The sequence below is a fragment of the Tepidimonas sediminis genome, assembly GCF_007556605.1.
Lineage (GTDB): Bacteria > Pseudomonadota > Gammaproteobacteria > Burkholderiales > Burkholderiaceae_C > Tepidimonas > Tepidimonas sediminis.
This window is the reverse complement of record NZ_VJND01000009.1, coordinates 48,820-65,326: the sequence shown is the minus strand read 5'-3', so window position 1 is coordinate 65,326 and position 16,507 is coordinate 48,820. Positions and strand designations below refer to the sequence as shown.

Sequence of the window (16,507 nt, the reverse complement as noted above, 5' to 3'; positions counted from 1 at the left end):
GGGCTCGCGGAACCAGGGTCGGCGGGGCGCGGCGGGATTCATCGTTTGCATAGTGTATGCCCTCGCGGGTATCGGCGCCGTCCGGGACAACCCGAACCGCGCCACGGTGACGGCGCCGCCCTCAGCGCGGCACCAGGAAGGTCGTCTTCTCGCGCACGTCGATGGCGCCGTCGGCGGTGCGGAAGCGGAACGTGATCGGGTGCGTGCCGCTGGGCTGTCCCGGCGGCACCTGCACCCGCACCGCCACCGAGCGCACCTCGGTGGGCAGCAGGTGCACGCTCGGCTCGGAGGCCACCTCGATGCCGGGCAGCCCCTCCACCGTGATGGCCAGCTCGCGCTCGTGCTCCGAGGCGTTCATGAACTGGATGCGGTAGACATTCTCGATGCGCCCCATCTCCACCAGCCGCGCCAGCGCGCCGCGGTCGCGGATCACGTCCACCTTCAGCGGCACGCGCAGCCACAGGCTCACGCCCAGCGCCGCGACGATGGTCAGCAGGATGGCGCTGTAGACCAGCACGCGCGGGCGAAACGCCCGGCGGATCATCTGCGCGCGCGTCCAGCCATGGGCCATGCCGTTCTGCGTGGAGTACTTGACCAGCCCCTTCGGGTAGCCCATCTTCTCCATCACCTCGTCGCAGACGTCGGCGCAGGCGCCGCAGCCGATGCACTCGTACTGCAGGCCGTTGCGGATGTCGATGCCGGTGGGGCAGACCTGCACGCACAGCGTGCAGTCGATGCAGTCGCCCAGCCCCAGCGCCTTGGGGTCGGCCGACTTCTTGCGCGCGCCGCGCGGCTCGCCGCGCCTGGCGTCGTAGGTCACGATCATCGTGTCCTTGTCGAACATCGCGCTCTGGAAGCGCGCGTACGGACACATGTACTTGCAGACCTGCTCGCGCATGTAGCCGGCGTTGCCGTAGGTGGCAAAGCCGTAGAAGAAGATCCAGAACGTCTGCCACGGCCCCAGGTCCCACGTGAGCACGGCGTGGCCGAGCTCACGGATGGGCGTGAAGTAGCCGGCGAACGTGAAGCCGGTCCACAGCCCCACCGCGATCCAGGCCAGCTGCTTGCCGGTCTTGCGCAGGATCTTGTTGGCGTTCCACGGCCCCTGGTCCAGCCGCATGCGCGCCGAGCGGTCGCCTTCGAAGAGCTTTTCCAGCCACAGGTAGATCTCGGTGTAGACGGTCTGCGGGCAGGCGTAGCCGCACCACAGCCGCCCGGCGATGGCGGTGAACAGGAACAGCGACAGCGCCGACACCACCAGGATGCCGGTCAGGTAGATGAAGTCCTGCGGGTAGAGGACGAGACCGAAGATGTAGAAGCGCCGCGCTTCCAGGTCGAACAGCACCGCCTGCCGCTGGCCCCAGGTGAGCCACGGCAGGCCGTAGAAGACCAGCTGGGTCAGCCAGACGAAGAACCAGCGCCACTTGGCGAACAGCCCGGTGACGGCGCGGGGGTAGATCTTCTTGCGCGCGGCGTAGAGGGAGATCTCGATCTCTTCGTCGCTGGCGACCTTGGGGTTGGCGCTGGTGCTCATCGCAGTCTCGCCTCCGGAAAAGGAAAAACCGACTCGGGCAATCGTACCCGAGCCGGTATGCTCACGCCTTGACGTTGCGCAAGCGCGCGGTCACTGGGCGTTGGACAGCTTCCAGACGTAGCCGGTCAGCACGTGGATCTGGTCTTCGGTCAGCAGCGCGTTCTGCGCCGGCATGACGTTGTTGAAGCCCTGGTTGATCGCACGCACGATGGCCTCCTCGCCCCAACCGTGCAGCCAGATCTGGTCGGTCAGGTTGGGCGCGCCGGTGGCGTGCATGCCCTTGCCGTCCGGGCCGTGGCAGGCGGCGCACGCGCCCCACTTGGCCTGGCCCAGGGCGGCACGCACCGCATCGTGCGGGCTGCCCGACAGGCTCAGCACGTAGTGCGCGAGGTTGCGCACGTCCTCCGGCCCGCCGACCGCCTCGGCCATCGGCGGCATCACGCCGACGCGGCCCTGCGTGATGACGGTCTTGATGTAGTCGGGGCTGCCGTCACCGCCCAGCCAGTCGTTGTCGGTCAGGTTGGGGAAGGACTTGCTGCCGCGCGCGTCGGAGCCGTGGCATTGCGCGCAGTAGTTCATGTAGAGACGCTCGCCCACCGCCATCGCGTTGGCGTCCTTGGCCAGCTCCTTCGGATCGGTGCCGCGGAACTTCGCGTACAGCGGCTCCACCGCCGCCAGCGCCCGCTCGCGCTCGCGCGCCCACTGGTCGTGCGAGGTCCAGTTCAGCGCCCCGCCCATCTTGCCGAACATCGGGTACAGCGCGCCGTAGGCCAGCGCGAAGACGACGGTGATGATGAACAGGTAGACCCACCAGCGCGGCAGCGGGTTGTTCATCTCGCGCAGGTCGCCGTCCCAGACGTGGCCGGTCGTGTTGTCGGCCGCGGGCATGACGCGCGTCTTGCCGCTGGCCCAGAGGAAGAACGCGCACGCCAGGATGCTCAGCAGCGTGATGCCGCCGACGTACAGGTGCCAGAAGTCGCTCGTGAAGTCGCTCATGATGGTTCTCCGGTCGGGGGCCTCAGTCGCTCTGGAACGGCAGCTTGGCCGCCTCGTCGAAGCGCTGCTTGTTCTTGCGCGACCACGCCCAAGCCCAGATGCCGACGAACGTGATCAGGCTCAGCACGGTGACGATGATGCGCAGGTCGTTGACGTCCATGGCGATGGTCCCCCTCGATGCCTCGGCTTATTGGGCGGCGCTGGGGGCCGGCTGGGTGGCGTCGGACTGCGCGGTCTTGGCCGGCGGCTGCGCCAGCTTGTCCCACGAACGGGCGGTGCCCAGCCCCTGCAGGTAGGCGATCAGCGCCTCCATCTCGGTCTTGCCGCGCACCTCGTCGGCCGCCTTGGCGATTTCCTCGTCGGTGTACGGCACGCCGACCTTGCGCAGCGCGCGCATCTTGGCCGGCAGGGCGTCGGCGTCCACCTGGCGGCGCTCCAGCCACGGGTAGGCCGGCATGTTGGACTCCGGCACCAGGTCGCGCGGGTTGATCAGGTGGATGCGGTGCCACTCGTCCGAGTAGCGGCCACCGACGCGCGCCAGATCCGGGCCGGTGCGCTTGGAGCCCCACTGGAACGGATGGTCGTAGACGAACTCGCCGGCCACCGAGTACGGGCCGTAGCGCAGCGTCTCGGCATGGAACGGCCGCACCATCTGCGAGTGGCAGACGTAGCAGCCCTCGCGGATGTAGATGTCGCGGCCGGCCAGCTGCAGCGCCGGGTAGGGCTTGACGCCCTCGATCGGCTTGGTCGTGGAGTGCTGGAAGAACAGCGGCACGATCTCCACCAGACCGCCCACCGCCACCACCAGGGTGATGAGGACGATCATCAGGAAGTTGTTGGTCTCGATGCGCTCGTGACCGCTGGGCTTGTGGTCGTGTTGTGCCATGTCAGGGTCTCCCTTGCGGTGTCAGTGCGCGGGCGCGGGGATGGCCACCGGCTGGGCCTTGCCCTGCTGGGCGGTCTTCCAGACGTTCCAGGCCATCACGAACATGCCGGCCAGGTACAGCACGCCCCCGAGCAGACGGATCACGTAGAACGGGAAGGTGGCCTTGACCGACTCGACGAAGGTGTAGGTGAGCGAGCCGTCCGGGTTGACCGCACGCCACATCAGGCCCTGCATCACGCCGGCGATCCACATGGCGGCGATGTAGAGCACGATGCCGATGGTCGAGATCCAGAAGTGCAGCTCGATGGCCTTGACGCTGTACATCTGCTTCTGGCCGAACAGGCGCGGGATCAGGTAGTACATCGAGCCCATCGTCACCAGGCCGACCCAGCCCAGCGCGCCGGAGTGCACGTGGCCGATGGTCCAGTCGGTGTAGTGGCTCAGCGCGTTGACGGTCTTGATCGACATCATCGGCCCTTCGAAGGTCGACATGCCGTAGAACGACAGCGACACGATCAGGAAGCGCAGGATCGGGTCGTCACGCAGCTTGTGCCAGGCGCCCGACAGCGTCATGATGCCGTTGATCATGCCGCCCCAGCTCGGCGCCAGCAGGATCAGCGAGAACACCATGCCGAGCGACTGCGCCCAGTCCGGCAGCGCGGTGTAGTGCAGGTGGTGCGGACCCGCCCACATGTAGGTGAAGATCAGCGCCCAGAAGTGCACGATCGACAGCCGGTAGGAGTACACCGGGCGCTCGGCCTGCTTCGGGATGAAGTAGTACATCATGCCGAGGAAGCCCGCGGTCAGGAAGAAGCCCACCGCGTTGTGGCCGTACCACCACTGCACCATGGCGTCCTGCACGCCGGCGTAGGCCGAGTACGACTTCCAGAAGCTGACGGGGATGGCCGCGCTGTTGACGATGTGCAGCAGCGCCACGGCGATGATGAAGGCGCCGTAGAACCAGTTGGCCACGTAGATGTGCTTGACCTTGCGGGTGCCCACCGTACCGAAGAAGACGATCGCGAAGGCCACCCACACCACGGCGATGAGCAGGTCGATCGGCCACTCGAGCTCGGCGTACTCCTTGCCGCTGGTGATGCCCAGCGGCAGCGTGACGGCCGCCAGCACGATGATGGCCTGCCAGCCCCAGAACGTGAACGAGGCCAGCGCCGGGGCGAACAGGGTGGTCTGGCAGGTGCGCTGCACCACGTAGTAGGCGGTGGCGAACAGCGCCGAGCCGCCGAAGGCGAAGATCACCGCGTTGGTGTGCAGCGGACGCAGCCGGCTGTAGGTCAGGTACTCGATGCCGAAGTTGAGCTCCGGCCACGCCAGTTGTGCGGCAATGACGACGCCGACCAGAAAGCCGACGATGCCCCACACCACGGTCATGATGGCGAACTGCCTCACGACCTTGTCGTTGTAGACCCCCGTAGCGGGGGCCGCCGTGGTTGCAGACATAGAGACACTCCTGTTGTGAACTCACCCAGCTGCGCAGTATGGCGAATGCCCCCTGCGCCACCCTTGATGTATGTCAACCCCGTCCCCGGGGAAACCCGCAGGCAGGCCGGCGCGGTCAGTCCTGCCGCAGGATGCGCTCGCCCTCGCGCTCGATGTTGTCGAACTGGCCCGAGTGCAGCGCCCACCAGAACAGGCCGATGATCAGCAGCACCAGCACCACCGACAACGGAATCAGCAGGTAGAGGATCTCCATCGCTCGTCTCTCCAGGGGCAGGGGCGACCGTCTCAGGCCGGGGCGGGGGCGGAGGCGGCGGCCGACGCCGGGAGGGTGGCGACCGTGCCGGCGCGGCCAAGCCGCAGCGCGTTGCCGATGACCAGCAGCGAGCTGGCCGCCATGCCCAGCCCCGCCGCCCACGGCGGCATGAAGCCGGCCACCGCCAGCGGCACCGCCAGCGCGTTGTAGCCGGCCGCCCAGGCCAGGTTCTGGCGCACGACGCGCAGCGTGGCGCGCGCCAGCTCCACCGTGCGCACGATGTCGGTCAGGCGCCCGCTCTGGACCACGAGGTCGGCGCGCGTCTGCGTCAGGGGCGCGCCGTGGCCGAGCGCAAACGACACGTCCGCCGCGGCCAGCACCGGCCCGTCGTTGAGGCCGTCGCCGACCATCGCCACGCGCCGCCCCTCGGCCTGCCAGCGGTGCAGCGTGGCAAGCTTGTCCTCGGGGCTGGCGCCGGCCACCACGTGCTCGATGCCGAGCGGACGGGCGACGCGCTGCGCGGCGCCGAGCCGGTCGCCCGACAGCAGCCGCACTTCCAGCCCGAGCGCGCGCAGCCGCTCGATGGCCTCGCGCGCCTCGGGGCGCACGCCCTCGTCGAGCACGAAGGTGGCCAGCCACCCCTGTTCGTCGCAAAGATATGCGCACGGCACGTCGGCCGGCGCGCGGCCGGCGGCGATGAGCGCCGCCTCGTCCAGCCCGCAGTGCGCCGCCGAGCCCAGCCGCCAGGTCCGGCCGTCGGGCCCCTGCGCGGTCAGGCCCCGGCCGGGGGTCTCGCGCACCTCCCATGCCGGGGCGTCGGCCTCCGCGCCGGCGGCGGCCACCAGCGCGCGCGACACCGGGTGCAGCGAGGCGCGCGCCAGCGGCCACGCCGCCGCCAGCGCCTGCGCGCGCGTCACGCCGGGGCGGGTCAGCACGTCGCGCACCACCACGCGGTCCTGCGTCAGCGTGCCGGTCTTGTCGAAGACGACGGTGTCCACCGCCGCCAGCGCCTCGAACGCCTGCAGCCGCCGCGTCAGGATGCCGCGCCGGGCCAGACCGCCGGCCGCGGCCAGCATCGCCGCCGGCGTGGCCAGTGACAGCGCGCACGGGCAGGTGACGATCAGCACCGCCACCGCCACCGCCAGCGCGCGGCTGGGGTCGAACTGCCACCAGTACAGCCCGGCCAGCCCTGCCGCCAGCAGCACCGCCACCAGGAACGGCGCGGCGATGCGGTCGGCCAGCCGCGCCAGGCGCGGCTTGTCGGTGCTGGCCTGCTCCATCAGCGCCACGATCTGCGCGAAGCGCGTCTCGCGCCCCACGCGCTGCAGCCGCACGCGCACCGTGCCGCCGAGGTTGTGGCTGCCGGCCACCACCGCCTCGCCGCGGCGGCGCGTCACCGGGTGCGACTCGCCGGTCAGCAGCGCCTCGTCCACCGTGGCGGCCTCGGACAGCACCTCGCCGTCGCCCGGAAACGCCTGCCCCGCCTGCACGTGCACCACGTCGCCGGCCTGCAGGCGCTTGAGCGAGACCGCCTCCAACGTGCCATCGGGGCGCTCGCGCTGCACCACCTCCGGCAGGCGGTTCATCAGCGCGTCCAGCGCGCCGGCGGTGCGGTCGCGCAGCTTGTGCTCCAGGTAGCGCCCGCCGAGCAGGAAGAACACGAACATCGTCAGCGAGTCGTACCAGATGTCGTGCCCCCACGGCCCGGTGGGGTCGAAGGTGGCCAGCGTGCTGACGACGAAGGTGATCAGGATGCCCAGCGACACCGGCACGTCCATGCCGATGCGGCCCTGGCGCAGGTCGCGCCAGGCGCTGCCGAAGAACGGCCCGCTGGCAAAGAGCAGCACCGGCAGGCTCAGTACCCACGACGCCCAGCGCAGCAGCTGCAGCAGGTCAGGCGGGACCTGGCCCGGCTCGGTGACGTACTCGGGCCACGTGTACATCATCACCTGCATCATGCAGAAGCCCGCGACGAACAGCCGCCACAGCGCACGGCGCGTCTCGCGCGTGCGCTCGCTGACCGCAAAGGCCTGCTGCATCGGCAGCAGCCGGTAGCCGACCCGGCCGACCGCCTCCGCCAGCTCCGACAGGCGCGTGCGCGCCGGATCCCAGCGCAGCGTCAGGCGCCGCGTGGCGGCGTGCACCTGCGCCTCCAGCACGCCACCGTGGCCGGCCAGCGCCGCCTCCACCGTGTCGGCGCAGGCCGCGCAGTACATGCCCTGCACGACCAGCGTGGATTCGCAAACGGTGCGGCCGCCCTCCTCGCGCACCTCGGTGAAGTCGCGCTGCTCCAGCGGGTCGTCGAGCACGCGGAAGTCGTCGTGCACCTCCAGCAGCCCGCGGTGGCCCGCCCCCGGCGTGCCGGCACCGGGCGGCAGCGTGGACGTGGAGGACGGGACGGACTCGGCCATCGGGCAAGATTATCCGCCCCGGCCCGGCGCCGGCTTGATGCAGGTCAAGGCCGCCATCGCCCGCGGCGCTACCTTCGCGGCAGGCCGGCTGCGCGGGTGCACCGGCCGCCGCAGGAGACGACCCATGTACCGACGCATCCTCGTGGCCACCGATGGCTCGAAACTGTCCGACCGTGCGGTGGAGCACGCGCTGGCGCTGGCGGACCTGACCGGCGCGGAGGTGGTGGCGCTGCGCGTCGTACCGCGCTACCCCGTGACCTACTACGAGGGCGGCATCGCGCTCAGCGCCGAGGAGGTGCGCGCCGTCGAGAAGCAGTGGGAGGCCGAGGCGCGCGCGACGGTCAACGCCGTCAAGGCGGCCGGCCAGCGCCGCCAGGTCAAGGTCAAGCCGATCACCGTCAAGTCCGACCTCGTGGCCGAGGCGATCATCGCCGCGGCCAAGCGCCATCACTGCGACCTGATCGTGATGGCCTCGCACGGGCGGCGGGGACTGAAGCGCCTGCTGCTTGGCAGCGAGACGCAGCAGGTGCTGACGCACGCCCACACGCCGGTGCTGGTGCTGCGCTGAGGCGGCAGCGGCGGGGTGGCGCGGGCCTTCAGGCGGCGCGGAAGGTGTCGCGCCAGCGCTCGCGCAGTACGTTCTTCTGCACCTTGCCCATCGCGTTGCGCGGCAGCTCCTCGACCAGGGCGCAGTGCTTGGGTATCTTGTAGGCCGCCAGGCGGCCGCGCAGCGCCGCCAGGATCGCCTGCGGGTCGAGGTTCGCGCCCGGCTGCGGCACCACCAGCGCCACGCCCACCTCGCCGAAGTCCGGGTGCGGCACGCCGACGACGGCGCTTTCGGCCACGCCGGGCAGTTCGTTGATCGCGCCCTCCACCTCCGCCGGATAGACGTTGTAGCCGCCGCTGATGATCAGGTCCTTGCTGCGGCCCACCAGCGTGAGATAGCCGCGCTCGTCGAAGAAGCCGACGTCGCCGGTGCGGAACCACCCATCGGCGGTGAACTCGGCGCGCGTCTTGTCGGGCATGCGCCAGTAGCCGGCAAAGACGCTGGGGCCGCGCACCTGCACGCCCCCCACCTGCCCCACGGGCAGCGGCCGGTCGGCCTCGTCGGCGATGCGGACCTCCACGCCCGGCAGCGGAAAACCGACCGTGCCGCCGCGGCGTTCGGCCTGGCCGCCGAAGCGCGCATCGGGCCGATAGGGGTTGGAGGTCAGCATGATGGTCTCGCTCATGCCGTAGCGCTCCAGGATGGTGTGGCCGGTGCGTTGCTGCCAGGCGCGGAAGGTCTCGATCAGCAGCGGCGCCGAGCCGGAGATGAACAGCCGCATGCCGGCGCACGCCTCGGGCTGCAGGCCCGGCTGGGCCAGCAGCCGGGTGTAGAGGGTGGGCACCCCCATGAAGACGGTGGCGCGCGGCAGCCAGGCCAGCACGGTGGCGGGGTCGAACTTGGCCGCCCACAGCATCGGGCTGCCGCTCAGCAGCGCGCCGTGCACGGCGACGAAGAGGCCGTGCACGTGGAAGATCGGCAGCACGTGGATCAGCACGTCGCCCGGCCGCCAGCCCCAGTAGTCGTGCAGCACGCGCGCGTTGGCCAGCAGGTTGCCGTGCGTCAGCATCGCGCCCTTGCTGCGGCCGGTGGTGCCGCTGGTGTAGATGATGCTGGCCAGCGCCTGCAGCCCGACGGCGGCCGGCTCGTGGACGTCGCTGCGGTGGGCGGCGCGGTCCAGCAGCGTGCCGTCGCGGTCGGCCCCGAGCGTGTAGACGACGCGCGCACCGGCGGCGAACGCCAGCTGGCTGAGCCGGCCGAAGCGCGCCGGCGCCACCACCACCGCCGCCGGCTCGGCGTCGCGCAGGAAGTATTCGACCTCGGCGTCGGGGTAGGCGGTGTTGAGCGGCACGTACACCAGTCCGGCGCGCAGCGCGGCCAGGTACAGCATCAGCGCCTCCACCGACTTGTCCACCTGCGCGACCAGGCGGTCGCCGGGCTGCAGCCCGCGCCCGCGCAGCTCGTTGGCCAGCATCGCGCTGCCGCGCTCCAGGTCGCGCCACGTGTAGCGCAGGCCGGTGTCGGTCTCGATCGCGGTGGCGTCGAGGTCGGCGGGAAAGCCCGCGCGCAGCGCGGCGTAGAGGTTGGTGACGGTTTCGGTGGTCATGATCGGGTCAGGAAGCGGCAGCGATCAGGCCGTGGCGGGCCGGCGGCGTGCCCACGCCCACAGCGCGGCACCGGCCAGCACCATCGGCAGGCTCAGCCACTGGCCCATGCTCAGGCCCAGCGACAGCAGGCCGAGGTGGGCATCGGGCTGGCGAAAGTATTCGGCGGCGAAGCGCATCACGCCGTAGCCGACCAGGAAGGCGGCCGAGACTTCGCCGGTGCGGCGCGGGTGGCGCGCGAACCCCCACAGCAGCACGAACAGCAGCAGCCCCTCCAGCGCGAGCTGGTACAGCTGCGACGGGTGGCGCGGCTCGGGACCGGCGGCCGGAAACACCATCGCCCACGGCAGCTCCGGCGGCGCCGGCCGCCCCCACAATTCACCGTTGATGAAGTTGCCCAGACGCCCGAGCGCCAGCCCCGCCGGCACGCACGGCGCGACGAAGTCCATCACCTGCAGCCACGGCCGGCGCTGGCGCCGCGCCCACCACGCCATGGCCAGCAGCACGCCCAGCAGCCCGCCGTGGAAGCTCATGCCACCCTCCCACACGGCGACGATGCGCCACGGCTCGGCCAGGTAGGTGAGCGGCTGGTAGAACAGCACGTAGCCGAGCCGGCCACCCAGGATGACGCCGAGCACGCCCCAGAACAGCATGTCCTCGACGTCGCGCGGCCGCCAGCCGAGCGTGCGGTACGGCTCGTGGCGCAGGCGGCGGCGCGCCAGCAGCATGAAGGCGGCGAAGCCGGCCAGGTACATCAGGCCGTACCAGTGCACGGCCAGCGGACCGACACGCAGCGCCACGGGATCGAAGCCGGGGTGGATCAGCATGCCACGATGCTAAACGATCGGATCGGCGCGGCCGGCGTCGCCCCCAGCGGCTATGATGGCGCGATGACCGATCCGTGACGGGTCGGCGCCCGACCACGACCGAGGAGGAGCCGGATGGACATCCGCATCGAGGAGCGGCGCCAGCACCACCGCGTGCGCGCCGTGTTCGACCAGGCCTTCGAGCTGTGCCGGCCGCTGCTCGATCCGCGCCAGGGCATCGGCGGGCACTCGTTCGCGCATCAGGTGCCGCTGCGGGTGCGCGAGCACTTTCCCGATCTGACGCAGGAGGAGGTCATGGTGCTGACGGTGGCACTGCGCGCGGCGTGGACGCGGCGCCACGGCCGGGGCTGAGCCCCGACCGCCGCCGGCCTCACCCCTGCAGGCGCGCCAGGTCGCGCACCGCGCCGCGGTCGGCCGAAGTGGCCAGCAGCGCGTAGGCCTTGAGCGCCGCGGAAACCTTGCGCGCCCGCGGGCGCGCGGGCTTCCAGCCCAGGCGATCCTGCTCGGCGCGGCGGCGCGCCAGCTCGGCCTCGTCCACCAGCACGTCGATGCGGCGGTTGGGGATGTCGATGCGGATGCGGTCGCCGTCGCGCACCAGGCCGATCGGTCCGCCGGCGGCCGCCTCCGGCGACACATGCCCGATCGACAGCCCCGAGGTGCCGCCGGAGAAGCGCCCGTCGGTCAGCAGTGCGCAGACCTTGCCCAGCCCCTTGGACTTCAGGTAGGAGGTCGGGTAGAGCATCTCCTGCATGCCGGGGCCGCCGCGCGGGCCCTCGTAGCGCACCACCACCACCTCGCCGGGCCGCACGCGGTCGCCGAGGATGTGCTCGACCGCCTCCTCCTGCGATTCCACCACGTGCGCCGCGCCCTCGAAGACGAGGATGCTCTCGTCGACCCCGGCGGTCTTGACGACGCAGCCATCCGGGGCGAGGTTGCCCTTGAGCACCGCCAGCCCGCCGTCGCGCGAGTAGGCGTGCTCGACCGAGCGGATGCAGCCATCGCGGCGGTCCAGATCGAGCGTGGGCCAGCGCGTGGCCTGGCTGAACGGCTGCTGCGTCGGGATGCCGGCCGGTCCGGCGCGGTAGAAGGTGCGCACCTCCTCGGAGGCGGTGACCATGACGTCCCAGTGCGCCAGCGCCTCGGCCAGGGTGGCGCTGTGCACGGTGCGCACGCCGGTGTGCAGCAGGTCGCCGCGCGCCAGCTCGCCCAGGATGGCCATGATGCCGCCGGCGCGGTGCACGTCCTCGATGTGGTACTTGCCGGTGTTGGGCGCCACCTTGCACAGCGTCGGCACGCGGCGCGAGAGGCGGTCGATGTCGGCCATCGTGAACGGCACGCCGGCCTCCTGCGCCACGGCCAGCAGGTGCAGGATGGTGTTGGTCGAGCCGCCCATCGCGATGTCGAGCGACATGGCGTTCTCGAACGCCTCGAAGGTGGCGATGGCGCGCGGCAGCACGCCGTCGTCGCCCTGCTCGTAGTGGCGGCGCGCCAGCTCGACGATCAGCCGTCCGGCGCGGCGGAACAGCTGCTCGCGGTCGGCGTGCGTGGCCAGCACCGTGCCGTTGCCGGGCAGCGCCAGGCCCAGCGCCTCGGTCAGGCAGTTCATCGAGTTGGCGGTGAACATGCCGGAGCACGAGCCGCAGGTCGGGCAGGCCGAGCGCTCCACCTCCGCCACGGTGGCCTCGTCGACCGAGGCGTCGGCGGCCATGACCATCGCGTCGACCAGGTCGAGCTTCTTGATCTGCACCGCCTGCTCGCCCGGCACCGCCAGGCGCACCTTGCCGGCCTCCATCGGCCCGCCGGAGACGAACACGGTCGGGATGTTGAGGCGCATGGCCGCCATCAGCATGCCCGGGGTGATCTTGTCGCAGTTGGAGATGCACACCAGCGCGTCGGCGCAGTGCGCGTTGACCATGTACTCGACGCTGTCGGCGATCAGCTCGCGGCTGGGCAGCGAGTACAGCATGCCGTCGTGGCCCATCGCGATGCCGTCGTCCACGGCGATGGTGTTGAACTCCTTGGCCACGCCGCCGGCGGCCTCGATCTCGCGCGCCACGAGTTGCCCCAGGTCCTTCAGGTGCACGTGGCCGGGCACGAACTGCGTGAACGAGTTGGCGATGGCGATGATGGGCTTGTCGAAGTCGCCGTCCTTCATGCCGGTGGCGCGCCACAGGGCGCGCGCACCCGCCATGTTGCGGCCGTGCGTGGTGGTGCGGGAACGGTAGGTGGGCATGGTGGGGGCCAAGGCGGTCAGAGGTCAACGGAATCGGGGGCGCATCCCCCGGGCACCATGGCCGGCCAGCGGGAAATGCGCGCGCCCGATTGTGCCAGCATGCCCGCGCTCAGGGACGCTCGCCGGGGCGCAGGTTGGCACGCGCCCGCGCCAGCCGCGCCGCCTTGCGCGCCTCTTCCTTTTCCATCGCCTTGCGCCTGGTGTAGCCGGACCAGTCGGCCCACCACCACCACAGCGCGGCCAGCCCGAACGGCGCCAGCACCCAGTGCCAGCCGAGCCCGGCCACCCACGACACGCCCGCCAGCTTCAGGCCCAGCAGAATGACGCCGATCACGAGTGCCACCATCGCCGTTTTCCTTCGCGCCGCGGACGGCCCGCCGTCCTGTATCGGTTGCAACAAGGTGTAAGACCCGATTGTGCCGCAGTGGCGGCTGGCTAGAATGGGACACGTGCTTCGATCCCAACCCTGTATCCCGGAGGTCTCCGACATGAAACGCGCGCTGCTGATCCTGGCCGCCACCGCCGCCGTGGCCGGCCCTGCCCTGGCCGACGAGGCGCTGGCCAAGGCCAAGAACTGCATGGCCTGCCACGCCGTCGACAAGAAGCTGGTCGGCCCGTCCTACAAGGACGTGGCCAAGAAGTACGCCGGCGACGCCAAGGCCGCCGACATGCTGGCCACCAAGATCCAGAAGGGTGGCGCGGGCGTGTGGGGGGCGGTGCCGATGCCGGCCAATCCGCAGGTCAGCGACGCCGAGGCCAAGAAGCTGGCCGCCTGGGTGCTGAGCCTGAAGTGACGCCCGGCCCCCCGGGGACAGGCGTCCGCCGGGGTCGAGTGGCTCGCCCCAAAGCAAACCCCCACCGCGTGCGGTGGGGGTTTTTTCGTGCGCGGCGCTGCCGCGGCGCGCCCGCCATGCGGGAGCGGGCGCCGTGCCGGGCTCAGTTGGTCTTGGCCAGCTGCTCCAGGATGTGCGGGTTCTCCAGCGTGGAGATGTCCTGCGTGATCGCCTCGCCCTTGGCGATGGCGCGCAGCAGGCGGCGCATGATCTTGCCGGAGCGCGTCTTGGGCAGGTTCTCGCCGAAGCGGATGTCCTTGGGCTTGGCGATCGGGCCGATCTCCTTGGCCACCCAGGCGCGCAGCTCGTCGGCGATCTTCTTGGCCTCCTCGCCCTGCGGCAGCGGGCGCTTGAGCACGACGAAGGCGACGATGGCCTCGCCGGTCAGCTCGTCCGGGCGGCCGACCACCGCGGCCTCGGCGACGAGGTCGGTCTTGGCCACCAGCGCGGATTCGATCTCCATCGTGCCCATGCGGTGGCCGCTGACGTTGAGCACGTCGTCGATGCGGCCGGTGATGCGGAAGTAGCCGCGATCCTCCGAGCGCACCGCGCCGTCGCCGGCCAAGTAGTAGCCCTTGAGCTCCTCGGGGAAGTAGCTCTTCTTGAAGCGCTCCGGATCGCCCCAGATGGTGCGGATCATCGACGGCCAGGGCTTCTTGATGACCAGGATGCCGCCCTGTCCGTGGGGCATCTCGTTGCCCTGCTCGTCGACGATGGCGGCGAAGATGCCGGGCAGCGGCAGCGTGCACGAGCCCGGCACCAGCGGCGTGGCGCCCGGCAGCGGCGTGATCATGTGGCCGCCGGTCTCGGTCTGCCAGAAGGTGTCGACGATCGGGCAGCGCTCGCCGCCGACGTGCTTGTAGTACCACATCCACGCCTCGGGGTTGATCGGCTCGCCGACCGACCCGAGGATGCGCAGCGTCGACAGGTCCCAGTTGCGCGGGTGCACCTTCTCGTCGGTGTCGCTGGCCTTGATGAGCGAGCGGATCGCGGTGGGCGCGGTGTAGAAGATCGTGGCCTTGTGGCGCTCGATCATCTGCCAGAAGCGGCCGGCGTTGGGATAGGTCGGCACGCCCTCGAAGACGATCTGCGTGGCGCCGGCGGCCAGCGGCCCGTAGGCGACGTAGGTGTGGCCGGTGATCCAGCCGATGTCGGCCGTGCACCAGAAGACGTCGCTGTCCTTCAGGTCGAAGGTCCACAGCATGGTCTGCTTGGCCCACAGCAGGTAGCCGCCGGTGGAGTGCTGCACGCCCTTGGGCTTGCCGGTGGAGCCGGAGGTGTAGAGGATGAACAGCGGGTGCTCGGCGCCGACGATCTCGGGCGGGCAGTCATCGCTCTGGCCGGCCAGCACGTCGTGCAGCCACAGGTCGCGGCCGGCCACCATGTTGCAGGCGGTGGCGGTGCGCTGCCAGACGATGACGTGGCGCACGCTGTCGCAGCCGCCCAGCGCCAGCGCCTCGTCGACGATGCCCTTCAGCGGCAGCTCCTTGCCGCCGCGCATCTGGAAGTTGGCGGTGATGACCGCCACCGCGCCGGCGTCCTGGATGCGCTCCTGCAGCGCCTTGGCCGAGAAACCGCCGAACACCACGCTGTGCGTGGCGCCGATGCGCGCGCAGGCCTGCATCGCCACCACGCCCTCGATGGTCATGGGCATGTAGATGATGACGCGGTCGCCCTTCCTGACACCCAGGCTCTTGAGCGCGTTGGCCATGCGCGCCACGCGCTGCAGCAGCTCGCGGTAGGTCACGCGCGTGACCTGGCCGTCGTCGGACTCGAAGATGATGGCGGTCTTGTGCTCCACCGGCGTGCCCATGTGCCGGTCGAGGCAGTTGTACGAGGCGTTGAGCTCGCCGTCGGCGAACCACTTGTAGAACGGCTTGTTCGATTCGTCGAGCACCTGCGTGAACGGCTTGTGCCAGTGCAGCAGCTCGCGCGCGCGCCGGGCCCAGAAGCCCTCGAAGTCAGCCTCGGCCTCGGCGCACAGGGCGCGGTAGGCGTCCATGCCGCTGATGCGGGCCTGTGCGACCAGCTGCGGGTTGGGCTCGAAGACGCGGTTTTCCACCAGCATCGACGCGATGGCGGCGCTCGATTCAGCCATGTCGGGTTCTCCTCGGGACGTTGGTCAGGAACAACGGGCGACGACTGTGCCGCCGGCCGCTGACGAGGCCCTTACGGTCGTCCGCGGGCCGCGCGCCGCCGGCAGCCAGCCACTACAATCCACGCGCCCGACGTTGTACCGCAGCGCCAGCCCCCGATGCAACCTCCCCAGCACCTCAAGCCGATCGCGCCGCTGCCGCGGCTGATCTTCGCCAGCCGCTGGCTGCAGCTGCCGCTGTACATCGGCCTGATCGTCGCCCAGACCGTCTACGTGTACCACTTCTGGGTCGAGCTGGTGCACCTGATCGAGGCCGCCTTCGGCAACCAGCAGGCGCTGGACAAGCTGGTCAACAGCATCGGCTACGTCCCCAGCGAGCCGCTGGACGGCCTCAACGAAACCATCATCATGCTGGTGGTGCTGGCCTTGATCGACGTGGTCATGATCAGCAACCTGCTGATCATGGTCATCGTCGGCGGCTTCGAGACCTTCGTCAGCCGCCTGCGGCTGGAGGACCATCCGGATCAGCCGGAATGGCTCAACCACGTCAACGCCGGGGTGCTGAAGGTCAAGCTGGCCACCGCCATCATCGGCATCAGCTCGATCCACCTGCTTAAGACCTTCATCAACGCCGCCAACTACAGCGACAAGGTGCTGCTGTGGCAGACCGTGATCCACGCGGTGTTCCTGCTGAGCGCCCTGGCGATCGCGCTGACCGAAAAGCTCATCCACCATCCGGGCGACGACGAGGAGCATTGACGCCCTCGGCCCGCCGGCGCGCGGCCGGCCGGGCGCAGCGCCGTCCGCCACGCCGCCATCGCGTTACGAAA

The 16,507-nt window shown here is 70.5% G+C and carries 16 protein-coding genes; 4 read left to right on the top strand and 12 right to left on the bottom strand.

The genetic code is table 11. The features are described from left to right. Positions 1-121 precede the first annotated feature (121 nt). The 7 genes from ccoG to Tsedi_RS08175 form a co-directional block, all read right to left on the bottom strand. Positions 122-1,534 carry a cytochrome c oxidase accessory protein CcoG gene (gene ccoG / locus Tsedi_RS08205; protein WP_143895511.1) on the bottom strand — a complete coding sequence of 471 codons (1,413 nt, stop codon included), beginning with the start codon at positions 1,532-1,534 and terminating at the stop codon, positions 122-124. Between the two features lie 90 nt (positions 1,535-1,624). Then, positions 1,625-2,530 (bottom strand): cytochrome-c oxidase, cbb3-type subunit III, encoded by a 906-nt coding sequence (ccoP, locus tag Tsedi_RS08200; protein ID WP_143895509.1) that lies wholly within the window; start codon positions 2,528-2,530, stop codon positions 1,625-1,627. Between the two features lie 22 nt (positions 2,531-2,552). Beyond that, complete coding sequence (locus Tsedi_RS08195) at positions 2,553-2,690, bottom strand: cbb3-type cytochrome oxidase subunit 3 (RefSeq protein ID WP_143895507.1); 138 nt, start codon at positions 2,688-2,690, stop codon at positions 2,553-2,555. Between the two features lie 27 nt (positions 2,691-2,717). Next, positions 2,718-3,416 carry a cytochrome-c oxidase, cbb3-type subunit II gene (gene ccoO / locus Tsedi_RS08190; RefSeq protein WP_143895505.1) on the bottom strand — a complete coding sequence of 233 codons (699 nt, stop codon included), beginning with the start codon at positions 3,414-3,416 and terminating at the stop codon, positions 2,718-2,720. A 21-nt stretch (positions 3,417-3,437) separates the two neighbouring features. Continuing rightward, positions 3,438-4,874, bottom strand: a complete 1,437-nt coding sequence (gene ccoN, locus Tsedi_RS08185) for a cytochrome-c oxidase, cbb3-type subunit I (protein ID WP_143895503.1) — start codon at positions 4,872-4,874, stop codon at positions 3,438-3,440. 115 nt (positions 4,875-4,989) lie between these two features. Next, positions 4,990-5,127, bottom strand: coding sequence for a cbb3-type cytochrome oxidase assembly protein CcoS (ccoS, locus tag Tsedi_RS08180; protein WP_143895501.1), 138 nt, complete (start codon positions 5,125-5,127; stop codon positions 4,990-4,992). 32 nt (positions 5,128-5,159) lie between these two features. After that, complete coding sequence (locus Tsedi_RS08175) at positions 5,160-7,538, bottom strand: heavy metal translocating P-type ATPase (RefSeq protein ID WP_143895499.1); 2,379 nt, start codon at positions 7,536-7,538, stop codon at positions 5,160-5,162. A 124-nt stretch (positions 7,539-7,662) separates the two neighbouring features. On the opposite strand from Tsedi_RS08175, the gene Tsedi_RS08170 reads away from it, so the two are divergent. After that, positions 7,663-8,106 carry a universal stress protein gene (locus Tsedi_RS08170; protein WP_143895497.1) on the top strand — a complete coding sequence of 148 codons (444 nt, stop codon included), beginning with the start codon at positions 7,663-7,665 and terminating at the stop codon, positions 8,104-8,106. A 28-nt stretch (positions 8,107-8,134) separates the two neighbouring features. Here the strand turns inward: Tsedi_RS08170 and Tsedi_RS08165 are convergent, their stop codons facing one another. Both Tsedi_RS08165 and lgt read right to left on the bottom strand, forming a co-directional pair. Next, positions 8,135-9,691, bottom strand: coding sequence for a malonate--CoA ligase (locus Tsedi_RS08165; protein WP_143895495.1), 1,557 nt, complete (start codon positions 9,689-9,691; stop codon positions 8,135-8,137). Between the two features lie 24 nt (positions 9,692-9,715). Beyond that, positions 9,716-10,516, bottom strand: coding sequence for a prolipoprotein diacylglyceryl transferase (gene lgt / locus Tsedi_RS08160; RefSeq protein WP_143895493.1), 801 nt, complete (start codon positions 10,514-10,516; stop codon positions 9,716-9,718). Between the two features lie 114 nt (positions 10,517-10,630). Here lgt and Tsedi_RS08155 point away from each other — a divergent pair, with 114 nt between their 5' ends. Next, positions 10,631-10,867 carry a hypothetical protein gene (locus Tsedi_RS08155; protein WP_143895491.1) on the top strand — a complete coding sequence of 79 codons (237 nt, stop codon included), beginning with the start codon at positions 10,631-10,633 and terminating at the stop codon, positions 10,865-10,867. A gap of 19 nt (positions 10,868-10,886) precedes the next feature. On the opposite strand, the gene ilvD is transcribed toward Tsedi_RS08155, so the two are convergent. After that, positions 10,887-12,749: a dihydroxy-acid dehydratase gene (ilvD, locus tag Tsedi_RS08150; RefSeq protein WP_143895489.1), complete on the bottom strand. Its 1,863-nt coding sequence runs from the start codon at positions 12,747-12,749 to the stop codon at positions 10,887-10,889. Positions 12,750-12,858: 109 nt separating this feature from the next. Beyond that, the gene (locus tag Tsedi_RS08145) at positions 12,859-13,095 is read right to left on the bottom strand and encodes a TIGR04438 family Trp-rich protein (protein WP_143895487.1); all 237 of its coding nucleotides are present in this window, start codon (positions 13,093-13,095) and stop codon (positions 12,859-12,861) included. 142 nt (positions 13,096-13,237) lie between these two features. On the opposite strand from Tsedi_RS08145, the gene Tsedi_RS08140 reads away from it, so the two are divergent. After that, positions 13,238-13,543 carry a c-type cytochrome gene (locus Tsedi_RS08140; RefSeq protein WP_143895485.1) on the top strand — a complete coding sequence of 102 codons (306 nt, stop codon included), beginning with the start codon at positions 13,238-13,240 and terminating at the stop codon, positions 13,541-13,543. A gap of 142 nt (positions 13,544-13,685) precedes the next feature. Here Tsedi_RS08140 and acs read toward each other — a convergent pair whose 3' ends face one another. Next, positions 13,686-15,680, bottom strand: coding sequence for an acetate--CoA ligase (gene acs / locus Tsedi_RS08135; protein WP_143895483.1), 1,995 nt, complete (start codon positions 15,678-15,680; stop codon positions 13,686-13,688). A 156-nt stretch (positions 15,681-15,836) separates the two neighbouring features. Between acs and Tsedi_RS08130 the strand changes: the two genes are divergently transcribed. Beyond that, positions 15,837-16,436 (top strand): YqhA family protein, encoded by a 600-nt coding sequence (locus tag Tsedi_RS08130; protein ID WP_143895481.1) that lies wholly within the window; start codon positions 15,837-15,839, stop codon positions 16,434-16,436. The last annotated feature ends 71 nt before the right edge of the window (positions 16,437-16,507 follow it).

Bases quoted from the DNA above. Each gene is read 5' to 3' on its own strand.
- ccoS (WP_143895501.1), bottom strand. From the start codon at position 5,127: ATGGAGATCCTCTACCTGCTGATTCCGTTGTCGGTGGTGCTGGTGCTG.
- ccoG (WP_143895511.1), bottom strand. From the start codon at position 1,534: ATGAGCACCAGCGCCAACCCCAAGGTCGCCAGCGACGAAGAGATCGAG.
- Tsedi_RS08145 (WP_143895487.1), bottom strand. From the start codon at position 13,095: ATGGTGGCACTCGTGATCGGCGTCATTCTGCTGGGCCTGAAGCTGGCG.
- Tsedi_RS08155 (WP_143895491.1), top strand. From the start codon at position 10,631: ATGGACATCCGCATCGAGGAGCGGCGCCAGCACCACCGCGTGCGCGCC.
- Tsedi_RS08195 (WP_143895507.1), bottom strand. From the start codon at position 2,690: ATGGACGTCAACGACCTGCGCATCATCGTCACCGTGCTGAGCCTGATC.
- ccoN (WP_143895503.1), bottom strand. From the start codon at position 4,874: ATGTCTGCAACCACGGCGGCCCCCGCTACGGGGGTCTACAACGACAAG.
- Tsedi_RS08140 (WP_143895485.1), top strand. From the start codon at position 13,238: ATGAAACGCGCGCTGCTGATCCTGGCCGCCACCGCCGCCGTGGCCGGC.
- ccoO (WP_143895505.1), bottom strand. From the start codon at position 3,416: ATGGCACAACACGACCACAAGCCCAGCGGTCACGAGCGCATCGAGACC.
- ilvD (WP_143895489.1), bottom strand. From the start codon at position 12,749: ATGCCCACCTACCGTTCCCGCACCACCACGCACGGCCGCAACATGGCG.
- Tsedi_RS08175 (WP_143895499.1), bottom strand. From the start codon at position 7,538: ATGGCCGAGTCCGTCCCGTCCTCCACGTCCACGCTGCCGCCCGGTGCC.
- Tsedi_RS08170 (WP_143895497.1), top strand. From the start codon at position 7,663: ATGTACCGACGCATCCTCGTGGCCACCGATGGCTCGAAACTGTCCGAC.
- lgt (WP_143895493.1), bottom strand. From the start codon at position 10,516: ATGCTGATCCACCCCGGCTTCGATCCCGTGGCGCTGCGTGTCGGTCCG.
- Tsedi_RS08165 (WP_143895495.1), bottom strand. From the start codon at position 9,691: ATGACCACCGAAACCGTCACCAACCTCTACGCCGCGCTGCGCGCGGGC.
- acs (WP_143895483.1), bottom strand. From the start codon at position 15,680: ATGGCTGAATCGAGCGCCGCCATCGCGTCGATGCTGGTGGAAAACCGC.
- ccoP (WP_143895509.1), bottom strand. From the start codon at position 2,530: ATGAGCGACTTCACGAGCGACTTCTGGCACCTGTACGTCGGCGGCATC.
- Tsedi_RS08130 (WP_143895481.1), top strand. From the start codon at position 15,837: ATGCAACCTCCCCAGCACCTCAAGCCGATCGCGCCGCTGCCGCGGCTG.